Source organism: Streptomyces sp. RG80, assembly GCF_040446465.1.
In the GTDB taxonomy this organism is placed as follows: domain Bacteria; phylum Actinomycetota; class Actinomycetes; order Streptomycetales; family Streptomycetaceae; genus Streptomyces.
In genome coordinates, this window is the sequence record NZ_JBEAAJ010000001.1 from 72,077 (window position 1) to 88,251 (window position 16,175).

Annotated in this window: 27 protein-coding genes; all 27 read left to right on the forward strand. The window is 66.4% G+C overall.

Features of this window, described 5'->3' with window-relative positions; all coding sequences use genetic code 11:
• The first annotated feature begins 35 nt into the window (after positions 1 to 35).
• The 27 genes from rplV (at position 36) to truA (ending at position 16,166) form a co-directional block, all read left to right on the forward strand.
• Positions 36 to 383, forward strand: a complete 348-nt coding sequence (gene rplV, locus ABKA17_RS00365; RefSeq protein ID WP_003974262.1) for a 50S ribosomal protein L22 — start codon at positions 36 to 38, stop codon at positions 381 to 383.
• On the forward strand, positions 383 to 1,213 hold the full coding sequence (gene rpsC, locus ABKA17_RS00370) for a 30S ribosomal protein S3 (protein WP_353689757.1): 831 nt from the start codon (positions 383 to 385) through the stop codon (positions 1,211 to 1,213). The genes rplV and rpsC overlap by 1 nt, the downstream gene beginning before the upstream one ends.
• 5 nt (positions 1,214 to 1,218) lie before the next feature.
• A complete protein-coding gene (gene rplP, locus ABKA17_RS00375) occupies positions 1,219 to 1,638 on the forward strand; it encodes a 50S ribosomal protein L16 (RefSeq protein WP_004927269.1) in 420 nt (139 codons plus the stop codon).
• Positions 1,638 to 1,862, forward strand: coding sequence for a 50S ribosomal protein L29 (gene rpmC, locus ABKA17_RS00380; protein ID WP_018564811.1), 225 nt, complete (start codon positions 1,638 to 1,640; stop codon positions 1,860 to 1,862). The genes rplP and rpmC overlap by 1 nt, the downstream gene beginning before the upstream one ends.
• Entirely contained in the window at positions 1,862 to 2,146 is a 285-nt protein-coding gene (gene rpsQ, locus ABKA17_RS00385; RefSeq protein WP_353689758.1) for a 30S ribosomal protein S17, read from the forward strand. Before rpmC ends, rpsQ begins: the two co-directional genes overlap by 1 nt.
• A 108-nt stretch (positions 2,147 to 2,254) precedes the next feature.
• Positions 2,255 to 2,623 (forward strand): 50S ribosomal protein L14, encoded by a 369-nt coding sequence (rplN, locus tag ABKA17_RS00390; protein WP_003992364.1) that lies wholly within the window; start codon positions 2,255 to 2,257, stop codon positions 2,621 to 2,623.
• Positions 2,624 to 2,625: 2 nt separating this feature from the next.
• Entirely contained in the window at positions 2,626 to 2,949 is a 324-nt protein-coding gene (gene rplX, locus ABKA17_RS00395; protein ID WP_107904101.1) for a 50S ribosomal protein L24, read from the forward strand.
• The gene (gene rplE, locus ABKA17_RS00400) at positions 2,949 to 3,506 is read left to right on the forward strand and encodes a 50S ribosomal protein L5 (protein ID WP_030619154.1); all 558 of its coding nucleotides are present in this window, start codon (positions 2,949 to 2,951) and stop codon (positions 3,504 to 3,506) included. Before rplX ends, rplE begins: the two co-directional genes overlap by 1 nt.
• Positions 3,507 to 3,511: 5 nt before the next feature.
• Positions 3,512 to 3,697, forward strand: coding sequence for a type Z 30S ribosomal protein S14 (locus tag ABKA17_RS00405; RefSeq protein ID WP_003956452.1), 186 nt, complete (start codon positions 3,512 to 3,514; stop codon positions 3,695 to 3,697).
• A 214-nt stretch (positions 3,698 to 3,911) separates the two neighbouring features.
• Positions 3,912 to 4,310 (forward strand): 30S ribosomal protein S8, encoded by a 399-nt coding sequence (rpsH, locus tag ABKA17_RS00410; RefSeq protein WP_266521146.1) that lies wholly within the window; start codon positions 3,912 to 3,914, stop codon positions 4,308 to 4,310.
• A gap of 24 nt (positions 4,311 to 4,334) precedes the next feature.
• On the forward strand, positions 4,335 to 4,874 hold the full coding sequence (gene rplF, locus ABKA17_RS00415) for a 50S ribosomal protein L6 (protein WP_037719144.1): 540 nt from the start codon (positions 4,335 to 4,337) through the stop codon (positions 4,872 to 4,874).
• A gap of 3 nt (positions 4,875 to 4,877) precedes the next feature.
• A complete protein-coding gene (rplR, locus tag ABKA17_RS00420; RefSeq protein ID WP_020132625.1) occupies positions 4,878 to 5,261 on the forward strand; it encodes a 50S ribosomal protein L18 in 384 nt (127 codons plus the stop codon).
• Between the two features lie 41 nt (positions 5,262 to 5,302).
• Entirely contained in the window at positions 5,303 to 5,908 is a 606-nt protein-coding gene (rpsE, locus tag ABKA17_RS00425) for a 30S ribosomal protein S5 (RefSeq protein ID WP_015658456.1), read from the forward strand.
• The gene (gene rpmD, locus ABKA17_RS00430) at positions 5,908 to 6,090 is read left to right on the forward strand and encodes a 50S ribosomal protein L30 (protein WP_006376032.1); all 183 of its coding nucleotides are present in this window, start codon (positions 5,908 to 5,910) and stop codon (positions 6,088 to 6,090) included. Before rpsE ends, rpmD begins: the two co-directional genes overlap by 1 nt.
• Positions 6,091 to 6,092: 2 nt before the next feature.
• Complete coding sequence (gene rplO, locus ABKA17_RS00435; protein ID WP_353689759.1) at positions 6,093 to 6,548, forward strand: 50S ribosomal protein L15; 456 nt, start codon at positions 6,093 to 6,095, stop codon at positions 6,546 to 6,548.
• A 244-nt stretch (positions 6,549 to 6,792) separates the two neighbouring features.
• Positions 6,793 to 8,106, forward strand: coding sequence for a preprotein translocase subunit SecY (gene secY, locus ABKA17_RS00440; protein ID WP_353689760.1), 1,314 nt, complete (start codon positions 6,793 to 6,795; stop codon positions 8,104 to 8,106).
• The gene (locus tag ABKA17_RS00445; RefSeq protein ID WP_353689761.1) at positions 8,106 to 8,771 is read left to right on the forward strand and encodes an adenylate kinase; all 666 of its coding nucleotides are present in this window, start codon (positions 8,106 to 8,108) and stop codon (positions 8,769 to 8,771) included. The genes secY and ABKA17_RS00445 overlap by 1 nt, the downstream gene beginning before the upstream one ends.
• Before the next feature lie 168 nt (positions 8,772 to 8,939).
• Positions 8,940 to 9,320: a hypothetical protein gene (locus ABKA17_RS00450; protein ID WP_353689762.1), complete on the forward strand. Its 381-nt coding sequence runs from the start codon at positions 8,940 to 8,942 to the stop codon at positions 9,318 to 9,320.
• A 134-nt stretch (positions 9,321 to 9,454) separates the two neighbouring features.
• Positions 9,455 to 10,639: a hypothetical protein gene (locus tag ABKA17_RS00455; RefSeq protein WP_353689763.1), complete on the forward strand. Its 1,185-nt coding sequence runs from the start codon at positions 9,455 to 9,457 to the stop codon at positions 10,637 to 10,639.
• Positions 10,640 to 10,742: 103 nt separating this feature from the next.
• Entirely contained in the window at positions 10,743 to 11,576 is an 834-nt protein-coding gene (map, locus tag ABKA17_RS00460; RefSeq protein ID WP_353689764.1) for a type I methionyl aminopeptidase, read from the forward strand.
• A 253-nt stretch (positions 11,577 to 11,829) separates the two neighbouring features.
• Positions 11,830 to 12,051 (forward strand): translation initiation factor IF-1, encoded by a 222-nt coding sequence (gene infA, locus ABKA17_RS00465; protein WP_003948620.1) that lies wholly within the window; start codon positions 11,830 to 11,832, stop codon positions 12,049 to 12,051.
• A gap of 71 nt (positions 12,052 to 12,122) precedes the next feature.
• A complete protein-coding gene (gene rpmJ / locus ABKA17_RS00470; protein WP_003998809.1) occupies positions 12,123 to 12,236 on the forward strand; it encodes a 50S ribosomal protein L36 in 114 nt (37 codons plus the stop codon).
• A 192-nt stretch (positions 12,237 to 12,428) separates the two neighbouring features.
• Entirely contained in the window at positions 12,429 to 12,809 is a 381-nt protein-coding gene (gene rpsM, locus ABKA17_RS00475; protein ID WP_037680379.1) for a 30S ribosomal protein S13, read from the forward strand.
• A gap of 70 nt (positions 12,810 to 12,879) precedes the next feature.
• On the forward strand, positions 12,880 to 13,284 hold the full coding sequence (gene rpsK / locus ABKA17_RS00480; protein ID WP_003956432.1) for a 30S ribosomal protein S11: 405 nt from the start codon (positions 12,880 to 12,882) through the stop codon (positions 13,282 to 13,284).
• A 171-nt stretch (positions 13,285 to 13,455) separates the two neighbouring features.
• Complete coding sequence (locus ABKA17_RS00485; protein WP_003966937.1) at positions 13,456 to 14,478, forward strand: DNA-directed RNA polymerase subunit alpha; 1,023 nt, start codon at positions 13,456 to 13,458, stop codon at positions 14,476 to 14,478.
• A 181-nt stretch (positions 14,479 to 14,659) separates the two neighbouring features.
• Positions 14,660 to 15,175 (forward strand): 50S ribosomal protein L17, encoded by a 516-nt coding sequence (rplQ, locus tag ABKA17_RS00490; protein WP_353689765.1) that lies wholly within the window; start codon positions 14,660 to 14,662, stop codon positions 15,173 to 15,175.
• 145 nt (positions 15,176 to 15,320) lie between these two features.
• Positions 15,321 to 16,166, forward strand: coding sequence for a tRNA pseudouridine(38-40) synthase TruA (gene truA, locus ABKA17_RS00495; protein ID WP_353689766.1), 846 nt, complete (start codon positions 15,321 to 15,323; stop codon positions 16,164 to 16,166).
• The last annotated feature ends 9 nt before the right edge of the window (positions 16,167 to 16,175 follow it).

Sequence of the window (16,175 nt, forward strand, 5' to 3'; positions counted from 1 at the left end):
GCATTCAGACACGTAAGTAACTGAGAGGGACAACCATGGAAGCCAGGGCCCAGGCGCGGTACATCCGCGTCACGCCCATGAAGGCCCGCCGCGTGGTGGACCTGATCCGTGGCATGGATGCCACGGAGGCTCAGGCTGTTCTGCGATTCGCTCCGCAGGCAGCCTCCGTGCCGGTCGGCAAGGTGCTCGACAGCGCCATCGCCAACGCCGCGCACAACTACGACCACACCGACGCCGACAGCCTCTTCATCTCCGAGGCGTACGTCGACGAGGGCCCGACCCTGAAGCGGTTCCGGCCGCGCGCCCAGGGCCGTGCCTACCGGATCCGCAAGCGGACCAGCCACATCACCGTGGTCGTCAGCAGCAAGGAAGGAACCCGGTAATGGGCCAGAAGGTTAACCCGCATGGGTTCCGGCTCGGTGTCACCACGGACTTCAAGTCCCGGTGGTACGCCGACAAGCTGTACAAGGACTACGTCAAGGAAGACGTCGCCATCCGTCGGATGATGACGTCCGGCATGGAGCGCGCCGGCATCTCGAAGGTTGAGATCGAGCGCACCCGTGACCGTGTCCGCGTGGACATCCACACCGCGCGTCCGGGCATCGTCATCGGCCGCCGTGGCGCCGAGGCCGACCGCATCCGCGGTGACCTCGAGAAGCTCACGGGCAAGCAGGTCCAGCTGAACATCCTCGAGGTCAAGAACCCCGAGACGGACGCTCAGCTGGTTGCTCAGGCCGTCGCCGAGCAGCTCTCCTCCCGCGTCTCCTTCCGTCGCGCCATGCGTAAGAGCATGCAGTCGGCGATGAAGGCCGGCGCCAAGGGCATCAAGATCCAGTGCGGCGGCCGCCTCGGCGGCGCCGAGATGTCCCGCTCGGAGTTCTACCGCGAGGGCCGTGTGCCCCTGCACACGCTCCGCGCGAACGTGGACTACGGCTTCTTCGAGGCCAAGACGACCTTCGGCCGCATCGGTGTGAAGGTCTGGATCTACAAGGGCGACGTCAAGAACATCGCCGAGGTCCGCGCTGAGAACGCTGCCGCCCGTGCGGGTAACCGCCCGGCTCGCGGTGGCGGCGGCTCCGACCGCCCGGCCCGTGGTGGCCGTGGTGGCGAGCGGCGCGGTCGCAAGCCGCAGCAGGCTGCCGGCGCCGAGGCCCCCAAGGCCGAGGCTCCCGCTGCCGCCGCTCCGGCTGAGAGCACCGGAACGGAGGCCTGACCGACATGCTGATCCCCCGTAGGGTCAAGCACCGCAAGCAGCACCACCCGAAGCGCCGTGGTCAGGCCAAGGGCGGTACGACGGTCGCGTTCGGCGAGTACGGCATTCAGGCCCTCACGCCGGCGTACGTGACCAACCGCCAGATCGAGGCGGCCCGTATCGCGATGACCCGCCACATCAAGCGTGGCGGCAAGGTCTGGATCAACATCTACCCGGACCGCCCGCTCACGAAGAAGCCTGCCGAGACCCGCATGGGTTCCGGTAAGGGTTCTCCCGAGTGGTGGATCGCGAACGTGCACCCGGGCCGGGTCATGTTCGAGCTGTCCTACCCCAACGAGAAGATCGCCCGTGAGGCCCTTACTCGCGCAGCCCACAAGCTGCCGATGAAGTGCCGGATCGTCAAGCGCGAGGCAGGTGAAGCGTGATGTCGGCCGGTACCAAGGCGTCCGAGCTGCGCGAGCTGGGCAACGAGGAGCTTCTGGGCAAGCTCCGCGAGGCCAAGGAAGAGCTGTTCAACCTCCGCTTCCAGGCGGCGACCGGACAGCTCGAGAACCACGGCCGTCTGAAGGCGGTCCGCAAGGACATCGCGCGGATCTACACCCTGATGCGCGAGCGTGAGCTGGGCATCGAAACGGTGGAGAACGCCTGATGAGCGAGAAGAACGTGACTGAGAACGCAGAGGCCCGCGGCTTCCGCAAGACCCGTGAGGGTCTCGTCGTCAGCGACAAGATGGACAAGACCGTCGTCGTCGCCGTCGAGGACCGTGTGAAGCACGCGCTGTACGGCAAGGTCATCCGCCGTACGAACAAGCTCAAGGCGCACGACGAGCAGAACGCCGCTGGTGTCGGCGACCGTGTCCTCCTCGCGGAGACCCGGCCGCTGTCCGCCACGAAGCGCTGGCGCATCGTCGAGATCCTCGAGAAGGCCAAGTAATTCCTGCGGGGTACATCCGCAGGTCAGTTCCGCCAGGCTCGGCAGGGGCTCAACTCCCGTAAGGGATAAGGCCCCTGCCGGGAACCGGCAGACAAACAGGAGATAGACGTGATCCAGCAGGAGTCGCGACTGCGTGTCGCCGACAACACTGGTGCGAAGGAGATCCTTTGCATCCGTGTGCTCGGTGGCTCCGGTCGCCGCTACGCGGGCATCGGTGACGTCATCGTCGCCACCGTCAAGGACGCGATCCCCGGCGGCAACGTGAAGAAGGGTGACGTCATCAAGGCGGTCATCGTTCGCACCGTCAAGGAGCGCCGCCGTCCGGACGGCTCGTACATCCGCTTCGACGAGAACGCCGCTGTCATTCTCAAGAACGACGGCGACCCTCGTGGCACCCGTATCTTCGGCCCGGTGGGCCGGGAGCTGCGCGAGAAGAAGTTCATGAAGATCATCTCGCTCGCGCCGGAGGTGCTGTAAGCATGAAGATCAAGAAGGGCGACCTGGTTCAGGTCATCACCGGTAAGGACAAGGGCAAGCAGGGCAAGGTCATCGCGGCCTACCCCCGCGAGGACCGCGTCCTGGTCGAGGGTGTCAACCGGGTCAAGAAGCACACCAAGGCCGGCCCGACCGCCAAGGGTTCGCAGGCCGGTGGCATCGTCACGACCGAGGCGCCTGTCCACGTCTCCAACGTCCAGCTGGTCGTTGAGAAGGACGGCAACAAGGTCGTCACGCGTGTCGGTTACCGCTTCGACGACGAGGGCAACAAGATCCGCGTTGCCAAGCGGACGGGTGAGGACATCTGATGGCTACCACCACGACTCCGCGTCTCAAGACGAAGTACCGCGAGGAGATCGCGGGCAAGCTGCGTGAGGAGTTCTCCTACGAGAACGTCATGCAGATCCCCGGCCTCGTCAAGATCGTGGTCAACATGGGTGTGGGCGACGCCGCCCGCGACTCCAAGCTGATCGACGGCGCGATTCGCGACCTCACCACGATCACCGGTCAGAAGCCGGCCGTCACCAAGGCCCGCAAGTCCATCGCGCAGTTCAAGCTGCGTGAGGGCCAGCCGATCGGTGCCCACGTCACGCTCCGTGGCGACCGCATGTGGGAGTTCCTGGACCGCACCCTGTCGCTCGCGCTCCCGCGCATCCGCGACTTCCGTGGTCTGTCCCCCAAGCAGTTCGACGGCCGTGGCAACTACACCTTCGGTCTCACCGAGCAGGTCATGTTCCACGAGATCGACCAGGACAAGATCGACCGTACCCGGGGCATGGACATCACCGTGGTGACCACGGCGACCAACGACGCTGAGGGCCGCGCGCTCCTTCGTCACCTCGGCTTCCCCTTCAAGGAGGCGTGAGCGAGATGGCGAAGAAGGCTCTGATTGCCAAGGCTGCTCGTAAGCCCAAGTTCGGTGTGCGTGCGTACACCCGCTGCCAGCGCTGCGGCCGTCCGCACTCCGTGTACCGCAAGTTCGGCCTGTGCCGCGTCTGCCTTCGTGAGATGGCTCACCGTGGCGAGCTGCCGGGCGTGACCAAGAGCTCCTGGTAATCCCCGCTTTTTAGGGATTCCCGAAGCTCTCGGTAAGCAATGGGCGTGTCAGGCGCCCACCTCTCCATGGCTTAGGCTTGGAGGGTTGGGCGCCTGACGGTCGCCCGTACGACTTACTACGCCGTAGGTCCACCGCACCGCACCCGCCTCGTCTCGGATCGAGGAGAGGGATGGGCACCTGGAAACCCCGGCGAGAGAGGCCGAAGGCCAATTCATGACCATGACTGATCCGATCGCAGACATGCTTACGCGTCTGCGTAACGCGAACTCGGCGTACCACGACTCCGTGGCGATGCCGGCGTCGAAGATCAAGTCTCACATCGCGGAGATCCTCCAGCAGGAGGGCTTCATCACGGGCTGGAAGGTCGAGGACGCCGAGGTCGGCAAGAACCTCGTCCTCGAGCTGAAGTTCGGCCCGAACCGTGAGCGCTCCATCGCGGGCATCAAGCGGATCTCCAAGCCCGGTCTCCGGGTTTACGCGAAGTCCACCTCCCTGCCGAAGGTGCTGGGCGGCCTCGGCGTGGCGATCATCTCCACGTCGCACGGGCTCCTCACCGACAAGCAGGCCGGCAAGAAGGGCGTAGGCGGAGAAGTTCTCGCCTACGTCTGGTAGCGGAAGGGAACGGAGGAAACAGCTATGTCGCGTATTGGCAAGCTCCCCATCACGGTTCCCGCCGGCGTGGACGTCACCATCGACGGCCGTACGGTCTCGGTCAAGGGCCCCAAGGGCGAACTGACCCACACCGTCGCTGCGCCGATCGACATCGCCAAGGGTGAGGACGGCGTTCTCAACGTCACCCGCCCCAACGACGAGCGTCAGAACAAGGCCCTGCACGGCCTGTCCCGCACGCTGGTGGCGAACATGATCACCGGCGTGACCCAGGGTTACGTGAAGAAGCTCGAGATCAGCGGTGTCGGTTACCGCGTGCAGGCCAAGGGTTCGAACCTCGAGTTCGCTCTCGGCTACAGCCACCCGATCACCGTCGAGGCCCCCGAGGGCATCACCTTCAAGGTGGAGGCCCCCACCCGGTTCTCGGTCGAGGGCATCGACAAGCAGAAGGTCGGCGAGGTTGCGGCCAACATCCGCAAGCTGCGCAAGCCCGACCCGTACAAGGCCAAGGGCGTCAAGTACGAGGGCGAAGTCATCCGCCGCAAGGTCGGAAAGGCGGGTAAGTAAGCCATGGCATACGGACAGAAGATCCTCAAGGGCGACGCTTACAAGCGTGCCGCGATCAAGCGTCGCCACATCCGGATCCGCAAGCACATCTCGGGTACGGCTGAGCGTCCGCGCCTCGTCGTGACGCGCTCCAACCGCCACATCGTGGCCCAGGTCATCGACGACATCAAGGGTCACACCCTGGCGTCGGCGTCGACTCTGGACACCACGATCCGCGGCGGCGAGGGCGACAAGTCCGCGCAGGCCAAGTCGGTCGGCGCCCTGGTCGCCGAGCGCGCCAAGGCCGCCGGTGTCGAGGCTGTCGTATTCGACCGTGGTGGTAACCAGTACGCCGGGCGCATCGCCGCCCTGGCGGACGCCGCCCGCGAAGCCGGACTGAAGTTCTGAGCCGGTTCCGTAGCTAGCGGAAACAGAGAGAGGTAATTCCAATGGCTGGACCCCAGCGCCGCGGTGGCGGTGCCGGTGGCGGCGAGCGGCGGGACCGGAAGGGCCGTGACGGCGGCGCAGCTGCCGCCGAGAAGACCGCTTACGTTGAGCGCGTTGTCGCGATCAACCGTGTCGCCAAGGTTGTGAAGGGTGGTCGTCGCTTCAGCTTCACTGCGCTGGTCGTAGTGGGCGATGGTGACGGCACCGTCGGTGTCGGTTACGGCAAGGCCAAGGAGGTGCCGGCCGCCATCGCCAAGGGTGTTGAGGAGGCCAAGAAGCACTTCTTCAAGGTCCCCCGTATCCAGGGCACCATCCCGCACCCCATCCAGGGTGAGAAGGCTGCCGGCGTCGTGCTGCTCAAGCCCGCGTCCCCCGGTACCGGCGTTATCGCCGGTGGCCCGGTGCGTGCCGTGCTCGAGTGCGCCGGTATCCACGACATCCTGTCGAAGTCGCTCGGCTCCGACAACGCGATCAACATCGTGCACGCGACCGTGGAGGCCCTCAAGGGCCTGCAGCGTCCCGAGGAGGTCGCGGCCCGCCGCGGTCTGCCGCTCGAGGACGTCGCCCCCGCGGCTCTGCTTCGTGCGCGTGCGGGAGCGGGTGCGTAATGGCTCGCCTCAAGGTCACGCAGACGAAGTCGTACATCGGCAGCAAGCAGAACCACCGTGACACTCTGCGGTCCCTTGGTCTCAAGGGGATCAACACCGTGGTCGTCAAGGAGGACCGCCCCGAGTTCCGCGGAATGGTGCACACCGTCCGCCACCTCGTGACGGTTGAGGAGGTCGACTGATCATGGCGGAGAACAGCCCGCTCAAGATCCACAACCTCCGTCCCGCCCCCGGCGCCAAGACCGCCAAGACCCGTGTCGGTCGTGGTGAGGCGTCGAAGGGTAAGACGGCCGGTCGTGGTACCAAGGGTACGAAGGCCCGTTACCAGGTTCCGGAGCGCTTCGAGGGTGGCCAGATGCCCCTCCACATGCGTCTTCCGAAGCTGAAGGGCTTCAAGAACCCGTTCAAGACCGAGTTCCAGGTCGTGAACCTCGACAAGCTGGCGTCCCTGTACCCCGAGGGTGGCGAGGTCACCGTCGAGGGTCTGGTCGCCAAGGGTGCCGTTCGCAAGAACAGCCTCGTCAAGGTCCTCGGCCAGGGTGAGATCTCCGTGGCGCTCCAGGTGACGGTCGACGCCGTCTCCGGTTCCGCCAAGGAGAAGATCACCGCCGCCGGCGGTACCGTCACCGAGCTCGTCTGAACACCACAGGCGCCTCGATGACTTGAGCGATCCCGACCGGGGATACCCCACAAATGGGGTATCCCCGGTTGGTCGTTCCTAGGGTGGCAGTCTCGCCGGTAAGGTGGCCTGCACTGCCAACTTTCACAGGGTTCTTCACCTGGGGCACCCTGAGCGGCAGTTGGCCGTTACGTATTCGTCTGTATCCGTCGAACCTCAAGACCGTCACCCTTGACGCAGTAGCGCGGGGGTCGCAGGAGGCACCGTGCTCACCGCGTTCGCCCGGGCGTTCAAGACGCCCGACCTGCGCAAGAAGCTGCTCTTCACGCTGGGCATCATCGTGGTGTACCGAGTAGGTACCCACATCCCGATCCCGGGCGTCGACTACAAGTCCGTCCAGCAGTGCGTCGACGAGGCGTCCGCGAACCAGGGCCCCCTCGGCCTGATCAACATGTTCAGCGGTGGGGCGCTGCTGCAGATCACCATCTTCGCGCTCGGGATCATGCCGTACATCACGGCGAGCATCATCCTGCAGCTGCTGACCGTGGTCATCCCGCGTCTGGAAGCCCTCAAGAAGGAGGGTCAGGCCGGTACCGCGAAGATCACGCAGTACACCCGTTATCTGACCGTGGCGCTCGCCATCCTTCAGGGCACCGGCCTCGTCGCCACCGCCCGCAGCGGCGCCCTGTTCTCCGGTTGCACCGCCGCGTCGACCATCGTGCCGGACCGTGCGATCTTCACCACCATCGTCATGGTCATCACCATGACCGCCGGTACGGCCGTCGTCATGTGGCTCGGTGAGCTCATCACCGACCGCGGCATCGGCAACGGCATGTCGATCCTGATGTTCATCTCGATCGCCGCCACCTTCCCGTCCGCGCTGTGGGCCATCAAGAAGCAGGGCACCCTGGCGGGCGGCTGGATCGAGTTCGGCACGGTCATCGCGGTCGGCCTGGTCATGGTCGGCCTGGTGGTCTTCGTCGAGCAGGCCCAGCGCAGGATCCCGGTTCAGTACGCGAAGCGGATGATCGGTCGCCGCGCCTACGGCGGTACGTCGACGTACATCCCGCTGAAGGTGAACCAGGCGGGTGTGATTCCCGTCATCTTCGCGTCGTCGCTGCTTTACATCCCGGCTCTCGTCTCGCAGTTCTCGAGCGGCAACTCCGGCTGGAAAGTCTGGATCGAGGAGAACCTGACCAAGGGCAACCACCCGATCTACATCAGCGTTTACTTTCTGCTGATCGTTTTCTTCGCCTTCTTCTACGTCGCGATCTCGTTCAACCCCGAGGAAGTCGCCGACAACATGAAGAAGTATGGTGGCTTCATCCCGGGCATCCGGGCTGGCCGACCGACCGCTGAGTACCTCTCCTACGTGCTCAACCGGATCACCTGGCCGGGTTCGCTGTACTTGGGTCTGATCGCTCTCATCCCGACGATGGCGTTGGTTGGTTTCGGGGCAAACCAGAACTTCCCGTTCGGCGGGACCAGCATCCTGATCATCGTGGGTGTGGGTCTCGAGACGGTGAAGCAGATCGAGAGCCAGCTCCAGCAGCGCAATTACGAAGGGTTCCTCCGCTGATGCGAATCGTCCTCGTCGGGCCGCCTGGCGCCGGAAAGGGAACGCAGGCCACACGCCTCGCAGAGAAACTGCGTGTCCCGCACATCTCCACGGGCGACCTGTTCCGCGCCAACATCAGCCAGCAGACGGATCTGGGCAAACTCGCGAAGTCCTACATGGACGCCGGCAACCTCGTCCCCGACGAGGTCACCATCGCGATGGCCAAGGACCGTATGGAGCAGCCGGACGCCGTGAACGGCTTCCTGCTCGACGGCTTCCCGCGGAACGTCTCGCAGGCCGAGGCGCTGGACGAACTCCTCACCACCGAGGGCATCAAGCTGGACGCGGTGCTGGACCTGGAGGCCCCCGAGGAGGAGGTCGTCAAGCGGATCGCCGGCCGGCGCATCTGCCGTAACGACTCCTCGCACGTCTTCCACGTGACGTACAAGAAGCCGGTCAAGGAAGGCGTCTGTGACGTCTGCGGCGGCGAGCTGTACCAGCGGGACGACGACTCCGAGGCGACCGTCCGCACGCGCCTTGAGGTCTACCACACACAGACCGAGCCGATCATCGACTACTACAAGGCGCAGGGGCTGGTCGTGACGATCTCCTCCCTGGGTCCGGTGGACGAGATCACGCAGCGCGCCCTTGAGGCGCTCAAGGGCGAAGCCGCCGAGAACAAGTAGTTCGCGTGGCCCCCACGGCCGCGGTGTCCTTCGGGGCACCGCGGCCGTTGTGTTGTGCCTACGGCAAGGTCAAATTGATGTGGACATGAGACACAGGCGCCCCATAGGGTTCACAGGACCTCACCGGCTGACCTCCGGTGACGCAACAACCTCATGGGGAAGAGGAATATGTTGAAGGCAAAGCTCACCCGTGCGGCCCTGGTGGCCGGTGCGACCGCCTCTCTGGTGGTCGGGCTGAGTGCCTCGGCGCAGGCCGAGAGCGACAAGCAGATCACCCTTCCGTCGGGCCGTGGCTACATGCACTTCCACGACGACGGCGATGTCTTCGAGGTCTGCGACAAGAAGGCCGACGGCTACGGAGTCACCGGTGCCCTGTGGGTCCGGAACTCCGCCGGTATCCAGTCGCGGCTGTGGACCCTCGACGACGGCGGCAACGCCGGGTGCGACAAGAAGGGCGAGAACATCGGCCAGCTGTCGGTCTACAAGATGCAGGTCTGGTGGAACGGTGGCGGCGCCGCCGTCTGGTCGCCGGAGTGGTTCAACGAGTAAACCGCGGATGCGCTAGCTCGACCCGTGCGCTGACGCTTCACCGGCTCATGGGTTGAGATCTGCTCCAGAGGGGCTGCTCCGTGTTTGCGGGAGCGGCCCCTTTCTCGTTTTCCCGTCTCTTGTGGAGGTGCAGCATGGCCCCCGACCCGCAGACCAGTACCCCGTTCAGGGCTCGCCGCCTCGTGGTGGCCGGCCTCGTCGCCGCCGTCGTCGCCGCGGGGATCGCCGTACCGCTCGCCCTGCGCGGCGGCGATGACAGGGAGGGGCGGCCCGCGGCGAAGGCGGCCGGTGTCACCGGTGTCACGGGCGTCGCGGCGCACCCGGACCAGTCCCCGCCCCGGCAGCTGATCGCGGCGGGAAGCGTCGCCGTCTCGACGTACTACACGACGAAGCTCGTGAAGCGGCCGGACGGGAACGCGGTCGGCACCTATGAATGGTGGTTGCTCGACACGGCCACCGGCCGGTACGCGAAGACCGACTGGGCCTGGGTGGACGTCGCCCCCGGGATGCGGACCGCGGCGGTTCTGGAGCGCGATCTGCCCGTCGAACGGATAGGGCTGGTGGACCTGGCCACGGGCAAGGTACGGCGCTGGATCGACGTCGGCGGCGGTGCCGACGGCGGTGTCGGCGGCGGTGTCGGCGGCGTGCGGTTCTCGCCGGACGGCAAGCGGCTGCTGGCGACGGCGTACCGGCTCAACCCGGACGGTCTGTTCAAGGACGCGTCCTACGAGCTGAACGACCGGACGGTCCCGGGGCCCAAGCAGAGCCGCGCCGGCTTCTACGTGATCGACGTCGCCTCCGGCAAGGCGGCCTTCGCCGAGCGGCCGGCCGGGAAGACCGAGCCGGGGGTGCCCGTCGGCGGGCGCCAGGACTTCCAGTGGAGCCGTGACGGGAAGCGGGTGTGGGCGCCCGCCGACAACAAGTCGGGCCGGGTCTTCTACGACGGGACCGGCAAGGAGGTCCCGGCCCCGGAGCAGGAGGCCGACCCGTACGACCCGGGGGTCGCACGGTCTCCCGACGGAAAGCTGGAGACCGGGGCCTTCGTGGGGGAAGGCGATGAGATCGTCTCCGAGGTGCGTCGGGTGAAGGACGGTGAGCGGGCCGCCGTGGTCCCCGGCCAGCAGCTGCTCGCATGGGCCGACGACCGGCACCTCATCGCCTGGCGCTGCGATCCCGAGCGCTGCGATCCGGGCAAGGGCGAGTTCCGCAACCAGCTGCTCCTGGTCGGCCTCGACGGGAGCACCGCGCCGCTCTCCGGTTTCCGGTCGCAGACGTTGCGCGACGACAGCCGCTGGACGCCGGTCTTCACCCGGCGCTGACCGGGGCGGGGCCCGACGGGGACGACCGCGTGTCGGCACGCCACCGGGGGCCGTACTGTTGTGGTGTACAAGACCGGGATCCCGTGAAAGGGCAGAGCTGACAGTGCAGATCAAAAACCCCGACCAGATCGCCAAGATGCGGGCGGCGGGGCTGGTCGTCGCCGCCATCCACGCGGCCACGCGCGAAGCGGCCGTGCCGGGGGCGTCCACAAAGGACCTGGACGAGGTCGCGCGCAAGGTGCTCGCCGAGCACGGGGCGAAGTCGAACTTCCTCGGGTACGGCGGGTTCCCGGCGACGATCTGCACCTCCGTGAACGAGGTCGTGGTCCATGGCATCCCGTCCGAGGACGTCGTCCTCAAGGACGGCGACATCATCTCCATCGACTGCGGCGCGATCGTCGACGGCTGGCACGGCGACGCGGCCTACACGGCCTTTGTGGGCTCCGGTCACGCTCCGGAGCTGGTCGAGCTCTCCCGGGTGACGGAAGAGTCCATGTGGGCCGGTATCGCCGCGATGAAGCAGGGCAACCGGCTCGTGGACGTGTCGCGGGCCATCGAGACGTACATCCGCCGGCAGCCGAAGCCGGGCGGCGGGAAGTACGGGATCGTCGAGGACTACGGCGGCCACGGCATCGGCACCGAGATGCACATGGACCCGCATCTGCTGAACTACGTCGACCGGCGGCGGGGCAAGGGGCCGAAGCTGGTTCCGGGGTTCTGCCTCGCGATCGAGCCGATGGTGTCGCTGGGGACGCCTCGGACGGAGGTCCTGTCGGACGACTGGACCGTCATCACCACCGACGGCACGTGGTCCTCGCACTGGGAGCACTCCGTCGCGTTGACCGTGGACGGTCCGCTGGTGCTGACGGCTCCCGACGGGGGTAAGGCGAAGCTGGCCGAGTATGGCGTTGTCGCCGCGCCGGATCCGCTGGCCTGAGCGCCTTCCGGGGAGGGCGGTTCTGTCGTCGGGCGGCTGCGGGTGCGTCGTGGCTGGTCGCGCCGTTCCCCGCGCCCCTTCGGGGGCGCGTTCTCGTACCCGGCGTGCTTAATGATCTCCCGTCCGGGGCATTCTTCCTCGATTCGTCTTTCCGGGTGCGCTGACGTAGACTGACTCGTCGGCTCTCGTGCACCCGCATGTCTTCATGCGCTCGCACAGGGTCGATCAAGGTAGTCGATTCGAAGGGCGAAGCGTGGCCAAGAAGCAAGGTGCCATCGAGATCGAGGGCACTGTCGTCGAGTCTCTTCCGAACGCCATGTTCAAGGTCGAGCTCCAGAACGGCCACCAGGTCCTGGCACACATCAGCGGCAAGATGCGTATGCACTACATCCGCATCCTCCCTGACGACCGGGTCGTGGTGGAGCTGTCTCCGTACGACCTGACGCGTGGCCGGATCGTCTACCGCTACAAGTAGATCTTGCCCCCGCTTCCGTGGCCCGGTCTCCGGGACGCGGGTGGTGGCACTGACCCGGAGAACCTCACCTAATGAAGGTCAAGCCGAGCGTCAAGAAGATCTGCGACAAGTGCAGGGTGATCCGCCGTCACGGTCGGGTCATGGTCATCTGCGAGAACCCGCGCCACAAGCAGCGCCAGGGCTGACGCACGACCTATCCCTCTGCATCGACATCGCAGAGATTCGCGCGACGCGAGCTGAATATGTTCATACGCAGAGCCCAGGCGCCTTGGTGCCTGACACCCTCGGTTCGGAGGCCGAGGACCCAGTTCGTACCTGGTACGGCGGCTGGGAACCGGCTCTGTGGAAGACCTCCGAAGATCACCAGGAGCCATTGAATGGCACGCGTTTCCGGTGTTGACATCCCGCGCGAAAAGCGCGTGGAGGTCGCCCTGACCTACGTGTTCGGTATCGGCCGCACTCTCTCCCAGCTGACGCTGGCCGAGACCGGCATCGACCCGAACACCCGCGTTCGCGACCTCTCCGAGGAGCAGCTCGTCGCGATTCGTGAGTACGTCGACAACAACATCAAGACCGAGGGTGACCTCCGTCGCGAGATCCAGGCCGACATCCGCCGCAAGGTCGAGATCGGCTGCTACCAGGGTCTCCGTCACCGTCGTGGTCTGCCCGTCCGCGGTCAGCGCACCAGCACGAACGCTCGTACCCGCAAGGGCCCGCGTCGCGCCATCGCCGGCAAGAAGAAGCCGGGCAAGAAGTAGTCCTCAGCGGACAACGCTTCATCAGCGGTCTTCGCTGTAGGACCGACCACCTCCCCGTAGGAGTTACTAGATGCCCCCCAAGGGTCGTCAGGGCGCTGCCAAGAAGGTGCGCCGCAAGGAAAAGAAGAACGTCGCTCACGGGCACGCCCACATCAAGAGCACGTTCAACAACACGATCGTCTCGATCACGGACCCCTCGGGCAACGTGATCTCCTGGGCCTCCGCCGGCCACGTCGGCTTCAAGGGCTCGCGCAAGTCCACCCCCTTCGCCGCGCAGATGGCCGCCGAGTCGGCCGCCCGCCGCGCGCAGGAGCACGGCATGCGCAAGGTTGACGTGTTCGTCAAGGGCCCGGGTTCGGGTCGCGAGACGGCCATCCGTTCGCTTCAGGCGACCGGTCTCGAGGTCGGCTCCATCCAGGACGTCACGCCCACCCCGCACAACGGCTGCCGTCCGCCGAAGCGTCGCCGCGTCTGACGTCGGTGCCTTAAGGGCTTGCTGTGCTTCCGGGCTTGTCGGCCGGGGGCGTGGGGGTTGTCCCCCACATGTAAACAGCCGGGCGGTACGACCTCTTCGGTCGTATCGCCCGTACCCTTGTTCCACATCAGGGCGTCAAATAGCGGGCGCCCCTGACAGAAGGATCGCAACATGCTGATCGCTCAGCGTCCCTCGTTGACCGAAGAGGTCGTCGACGAGTTCCGCTCCCGGTTCGTGATCGAGCCGCTGGAGCCGGGCTTCGGCTACACCCTCGGCAACTCCCTGCGCCGTACCCTCCTGTCGTCGATCCCCGGCGCTGCTGTCACCAGCATCCGGATCGACGGTGTCCTGCACGAGTTCACCACCGTGCCGGGCGTCAAGGAGGACGTCACCGACCTGATCCTCAACATCAAGCAGTTGGTCGTGTCGTCCGAGCACGACGAGCCCGTTGTGATGTACCTGCGCAAGCAGGGTCCGGGTCTGGTCACCGCCGCCGATATCGCGCCTCCGGCCGGTGTCGAGGTGCACAACCCCGACCTGGTCCTCGCCACGCTCAACGGCAAGGGCAAGCTGGAGATGGAGCTCACGGTCGAGCGTGGCCGTGGTTACGTCTCCGCCGTGCAGAACAAGCAGGTGGGCCAGGAGATCGGCCGTATCCCGGTCGACTCCATCTACTCGCCGGTTCTCAAGGTCACGTACAAGGTCGAGGCCACGCGTGTCGAGCAGCGCACCGACTTCGACAAGCTGATCGTCGACGTCGAGACCAAGCAGGCCATGCGTCCGCGTGACGCCATGGCGTCGGCCGGTAAGACCCTGGTCGAGCTGTTCGGTCTGGCTCGCGAGCTCAACATCGACGCCGAGGGCATCGACATGGGCCCGTCCCCGACGGACGCCGCCCTCGCCGCCGACCTGGCGCTGCCGATCGAGGAGCTGGAGCTCACCGTTCGGTCGTACAACTGCCTCAAGCGTGAGGGCATCCACTCCGTGGGTGAGCTCGTCGCGCGTTCCGAGGCGGACCTGCTCGACATCCGCAACTTCGGTGCGAAGTCGATCGACGAGGTCAAGGCGAAGCTGGCGGGTATGGGCCTGGCGCTCAAGGACTCGCCTCCCGGGTTCGACCCGACCGCTGCGGCGGACGCGTTTGGCGCGGACGACGACGCGGACGCCGGGTTCGTGGAGACTGAGCAGTACTAAGAGCTCGGGCCATCTGGTCCGTACTTGGGTGCGGGTGCGCTGTGCTTGATCGCGCAGTTCCCCGCGCCCCTTCCGGTCAGGCCCCTTCGGGGCCTTGGCCGGATCTCCGACGGACAACCGTCTGCTCGGATACTGACTCCGGTACCTGATACGGCCGGGGCAGACACCTAGGAGAAACACCATGCCGAAGCCCACCAAGGGTGCCCGTATGGGCGGCAGCGCCGCGCACGAGAAGCTCCTCCTCGCGAACCTCGCGAAGGCGCTCTTCGAGCACGGCCGTATCACCACGACCGAGGCGAAGGCCCGCAAGCTGCGGCCGTACGCCGAGCGTCTGGTCACCAAGGCGAAGAAGGGCGACCTTCACAACCGCCGCCAGGTGCTCCAGGTCATCACGGACAAGGGCATCGTGCACACGCTCTTCACCGAGATCGGCCCGCGGTACGAGAACCGTCCGGGTGGCTACACCCGTATCACCAAGATCGGTAACCGCCGTGGCGACAACGCGCCCATGGCTGTCATCGAGCTGGTCGAGGCGCTGACGGTCGCGCAGGAGGCCACGGGTGAGGCCGAGGCCGCCACCAAGCGTGCCGCCAAGGACGCCGAGGCTGCTCCGGTTGCCGAGGAGACCAAGGTCGACACCACCAAGGCTGACGAGGCTCCGGCCGAGGACGCTGCCGAGGAGTCCAAGGACGCGTAAGCGTCTGCCGGGTTCTGGCTGTCGGCGGCTGCGGCGTTCGTCGTGGTTGTTCGCGCAGTTCCCCGCGCCCCTTCGGGGGCGTGTCAGCGGGTCCGTTCCTCTTCTGAGGGGCGGGCCCGCTTTTGTGTCCTGAGAGGATCTGTACGTGAGTGATGAAGTAGCGCCCGGATACGTCCGTGTCCGGCTTGATCTGTCCTACGACGGGACCGCGTTCTCCGGGTGGGCCAAGCAGGCCGGGGGGCAGCGGACCGTGCAGGGGGAGGTCGAGGACGCGCTCAGGACCGTGACGCGGTCGGGGGAGACGACGTACGAGCTGACCGTGGCGGGGCGGACCGATGCCGGGGTGCACGCCCGGGGGCAGGTGGCTCATGTCGATCTGCCCGTCGAGCTGTGGGGCGAGCATCGGGACAAGCTGCTGAAGCGGCTGGCCGGACGGTTGCCCAAGGACGTGCGGGTGTGGGCGCTCACCGAGGCGGCGGAGGGGTTCAACGCGCGGTTCGCGGCCCTGTGGCGGCGCTACGTCTACCGGGTCGGCGACCGGCCGGGCGGTGTGGATCCGCTGCTGCGCAATCATGTGCTGTGGCACGACTGGGAGTTGGACGTCCAGGTCATGGACGCCGCCGCCAAGTCGCTGGTGGGGGAACATGACTTCGCCGCGTACGCGAAGAAGCGCGAGGGGGCCTCGACGGTCCGGGAGATCTTCGACTTCGGGGTGCGCAGGCGTACGGACGGGGTCGTCGAGATCGAGGTCCGTGCCGACGCCTTCTGCCACAACCAGGTGCGGTCCATGGTCGGGGCGCTGCTGTTCGTGGGGGACGGGCACCGGGGGGTCGAGTGGCCGCGCAAGGTGCTGGACGCCGGGGTGCGGGACAGTGCCGTCCATGTCGTACGGCCCTATGGGCTGACCTTGGAGGAGGTCGCCTATCCGGCCGACGAGATGCTCGCGGAGCGGCAGCGGCAGGCGCGGCGGGTGCGGGGGCAGGTGCACTGAAGGGGGCCC

Bases quoted from the DNA above. Each gene is read 5' to 3' on its own strand.
- rplV (WP_003974262.1), top strand. From the start codon at position 36: ATGGAAGCCAGGGCCCAGGCGCGGTACATCCGCGTCACGCCCATGAAG.
- rpsC (WP_353689757.1), top strand. From the start codon at position 383: ATGGGCCAGAAGGTTAACCCGCATGGGTTCCGGCTCGGTGTCACCACG.
- rplP (WP_004927269.1), top strand. From the start codon at position 1,219: ATGCTGATCCCCCGTAGGGTCAAGCACCGCAAGCAGCACCACCCGAAG.
- rpmC (WP_018564811.1), top strand. From the start codon at position 1,638: ATGTCGGCCGGTACCAAGGCGTCCGAGCTGCGCGAGCTGGGCAACGAG.
- rpsQ (WP_353689758.1), top strand. From the start codon at position 1,862: ATGAGCGAGAAGAACGTGACTGAGAACGCAGAGGCCCGCGGCTTCCGC.
- rplX (WP_107904101.1), top strand. From the start codon at position 2,626: ATGAAGATCAAGAAGGGCGACCTGGTTCAGGTCATCACCGGTAAGGAC.
- rplE (WP_030619154.1), top strand. From the start codon at position 2,949: ATGGCTACCACCACGACTCCGCGTCTCAAGACGAAGTACCGCGAGGAG.
- ABKA17_RS00405 (WP_003956452.1), top strand. From the start codon at position 3,512: ATGGCGAAGAAGGCTCTGATTGCCAAGGCTGCTCGTAAGCCCAAGTTC.
- rpsH (WP_266521146.1), top strand. From the start codon at position 3,912: ATGACCATGACTGATCCGATCGCAGACATGCTTACGCGTCTGCGTAAC.
- rplF (WP_037719144.1), top strand. From the start codon at position 4,335: ATGTCGCGTATTGGCAAGCTCCCCATCACGGTTCCCGCCGGCGTGGAC.
- rplR (WP_020132625.1), top strand. From the start codon at position 4,878: ATGGCATACGGACAGAAGATCCTCAAGGGCGACGCTTACAAGCGTGCC.
- rpsE (WP_015658456.1), top strand. From the start codon at position 5,303: ATGGCTGGACCCCAGCGCCGCGGTGGCGGTGCCGGTGGCGGCGAGCGG.
- rpmD (WP_006376032.1), top strand. From the start codon at position 5,908: ATGGCTCGCCTCAAGGTCACGCAGACGAAGTCGTACATCGGCAGCAAG.
- rplO (WP_353689759.1), top strand. From the start codon at position 6,093: ATGGCGGAGAACAGCCCGCTCAAGATCCACAACCTCCGTCCCGCCCCC.
- ABKA17_RS00445 (WP_353689761.1), top strand. From the start codon at position 8,106: ATGCGAATCGTCCTCGTCGGGCCGCCTGGCGCCGGAAAGGGAACGCAG.
- ABKA17_RS00450 (WP_353689762.1), top strand. From the start codon at position 8,940: ATGTTGAAGGCAAAGCTCACCCGTGCGGCCCTGGTGGCCGGTGCGACC.
- ABKA17_RS00455 (WP_353689763.1), top strand. From the start codon at position 9,455: ATGGCCCCCGACCCGCAGACCAGTACCCCGTTCAGGGCTCGCCGCCTC.
- rpmJ (WP_003998809.1), top strand. From the start codon at position 12,123: ATGAAGGTCAAGCCGAGCGTCAAGAAGATCTGCGACAAGTGCAGGGTG.
- rpsM (WP_037680379.1), top strand. From the start codon at position 12,429: ATGGCACGCGTTTCCGGTGTTGACATCCCGCGCGAAAAGCGCGTGGAG.
- rpsK (WP_003956432.1), top strand. From the start codon at position 12,880: ATGCCCCCCAAGGGTCGTCAGGGCGCTGCCAAGAAGGTGCGCCGCAAG.
- ABKA17_RS00485 (WP_003966937.1), top strand. From the start codon at position 13,456: ATGCTGATCGCTCAGCGTCCCTCGTTGACCGAAGAGGTCGTCGACGAG.
- rplQ (WP_353689765.1), top strand. From the start codon at position 14,660: ATGCCGAAGCCCACCAAGGGTGCCCGTATGGGCGGCAGCGCCGCGCAC.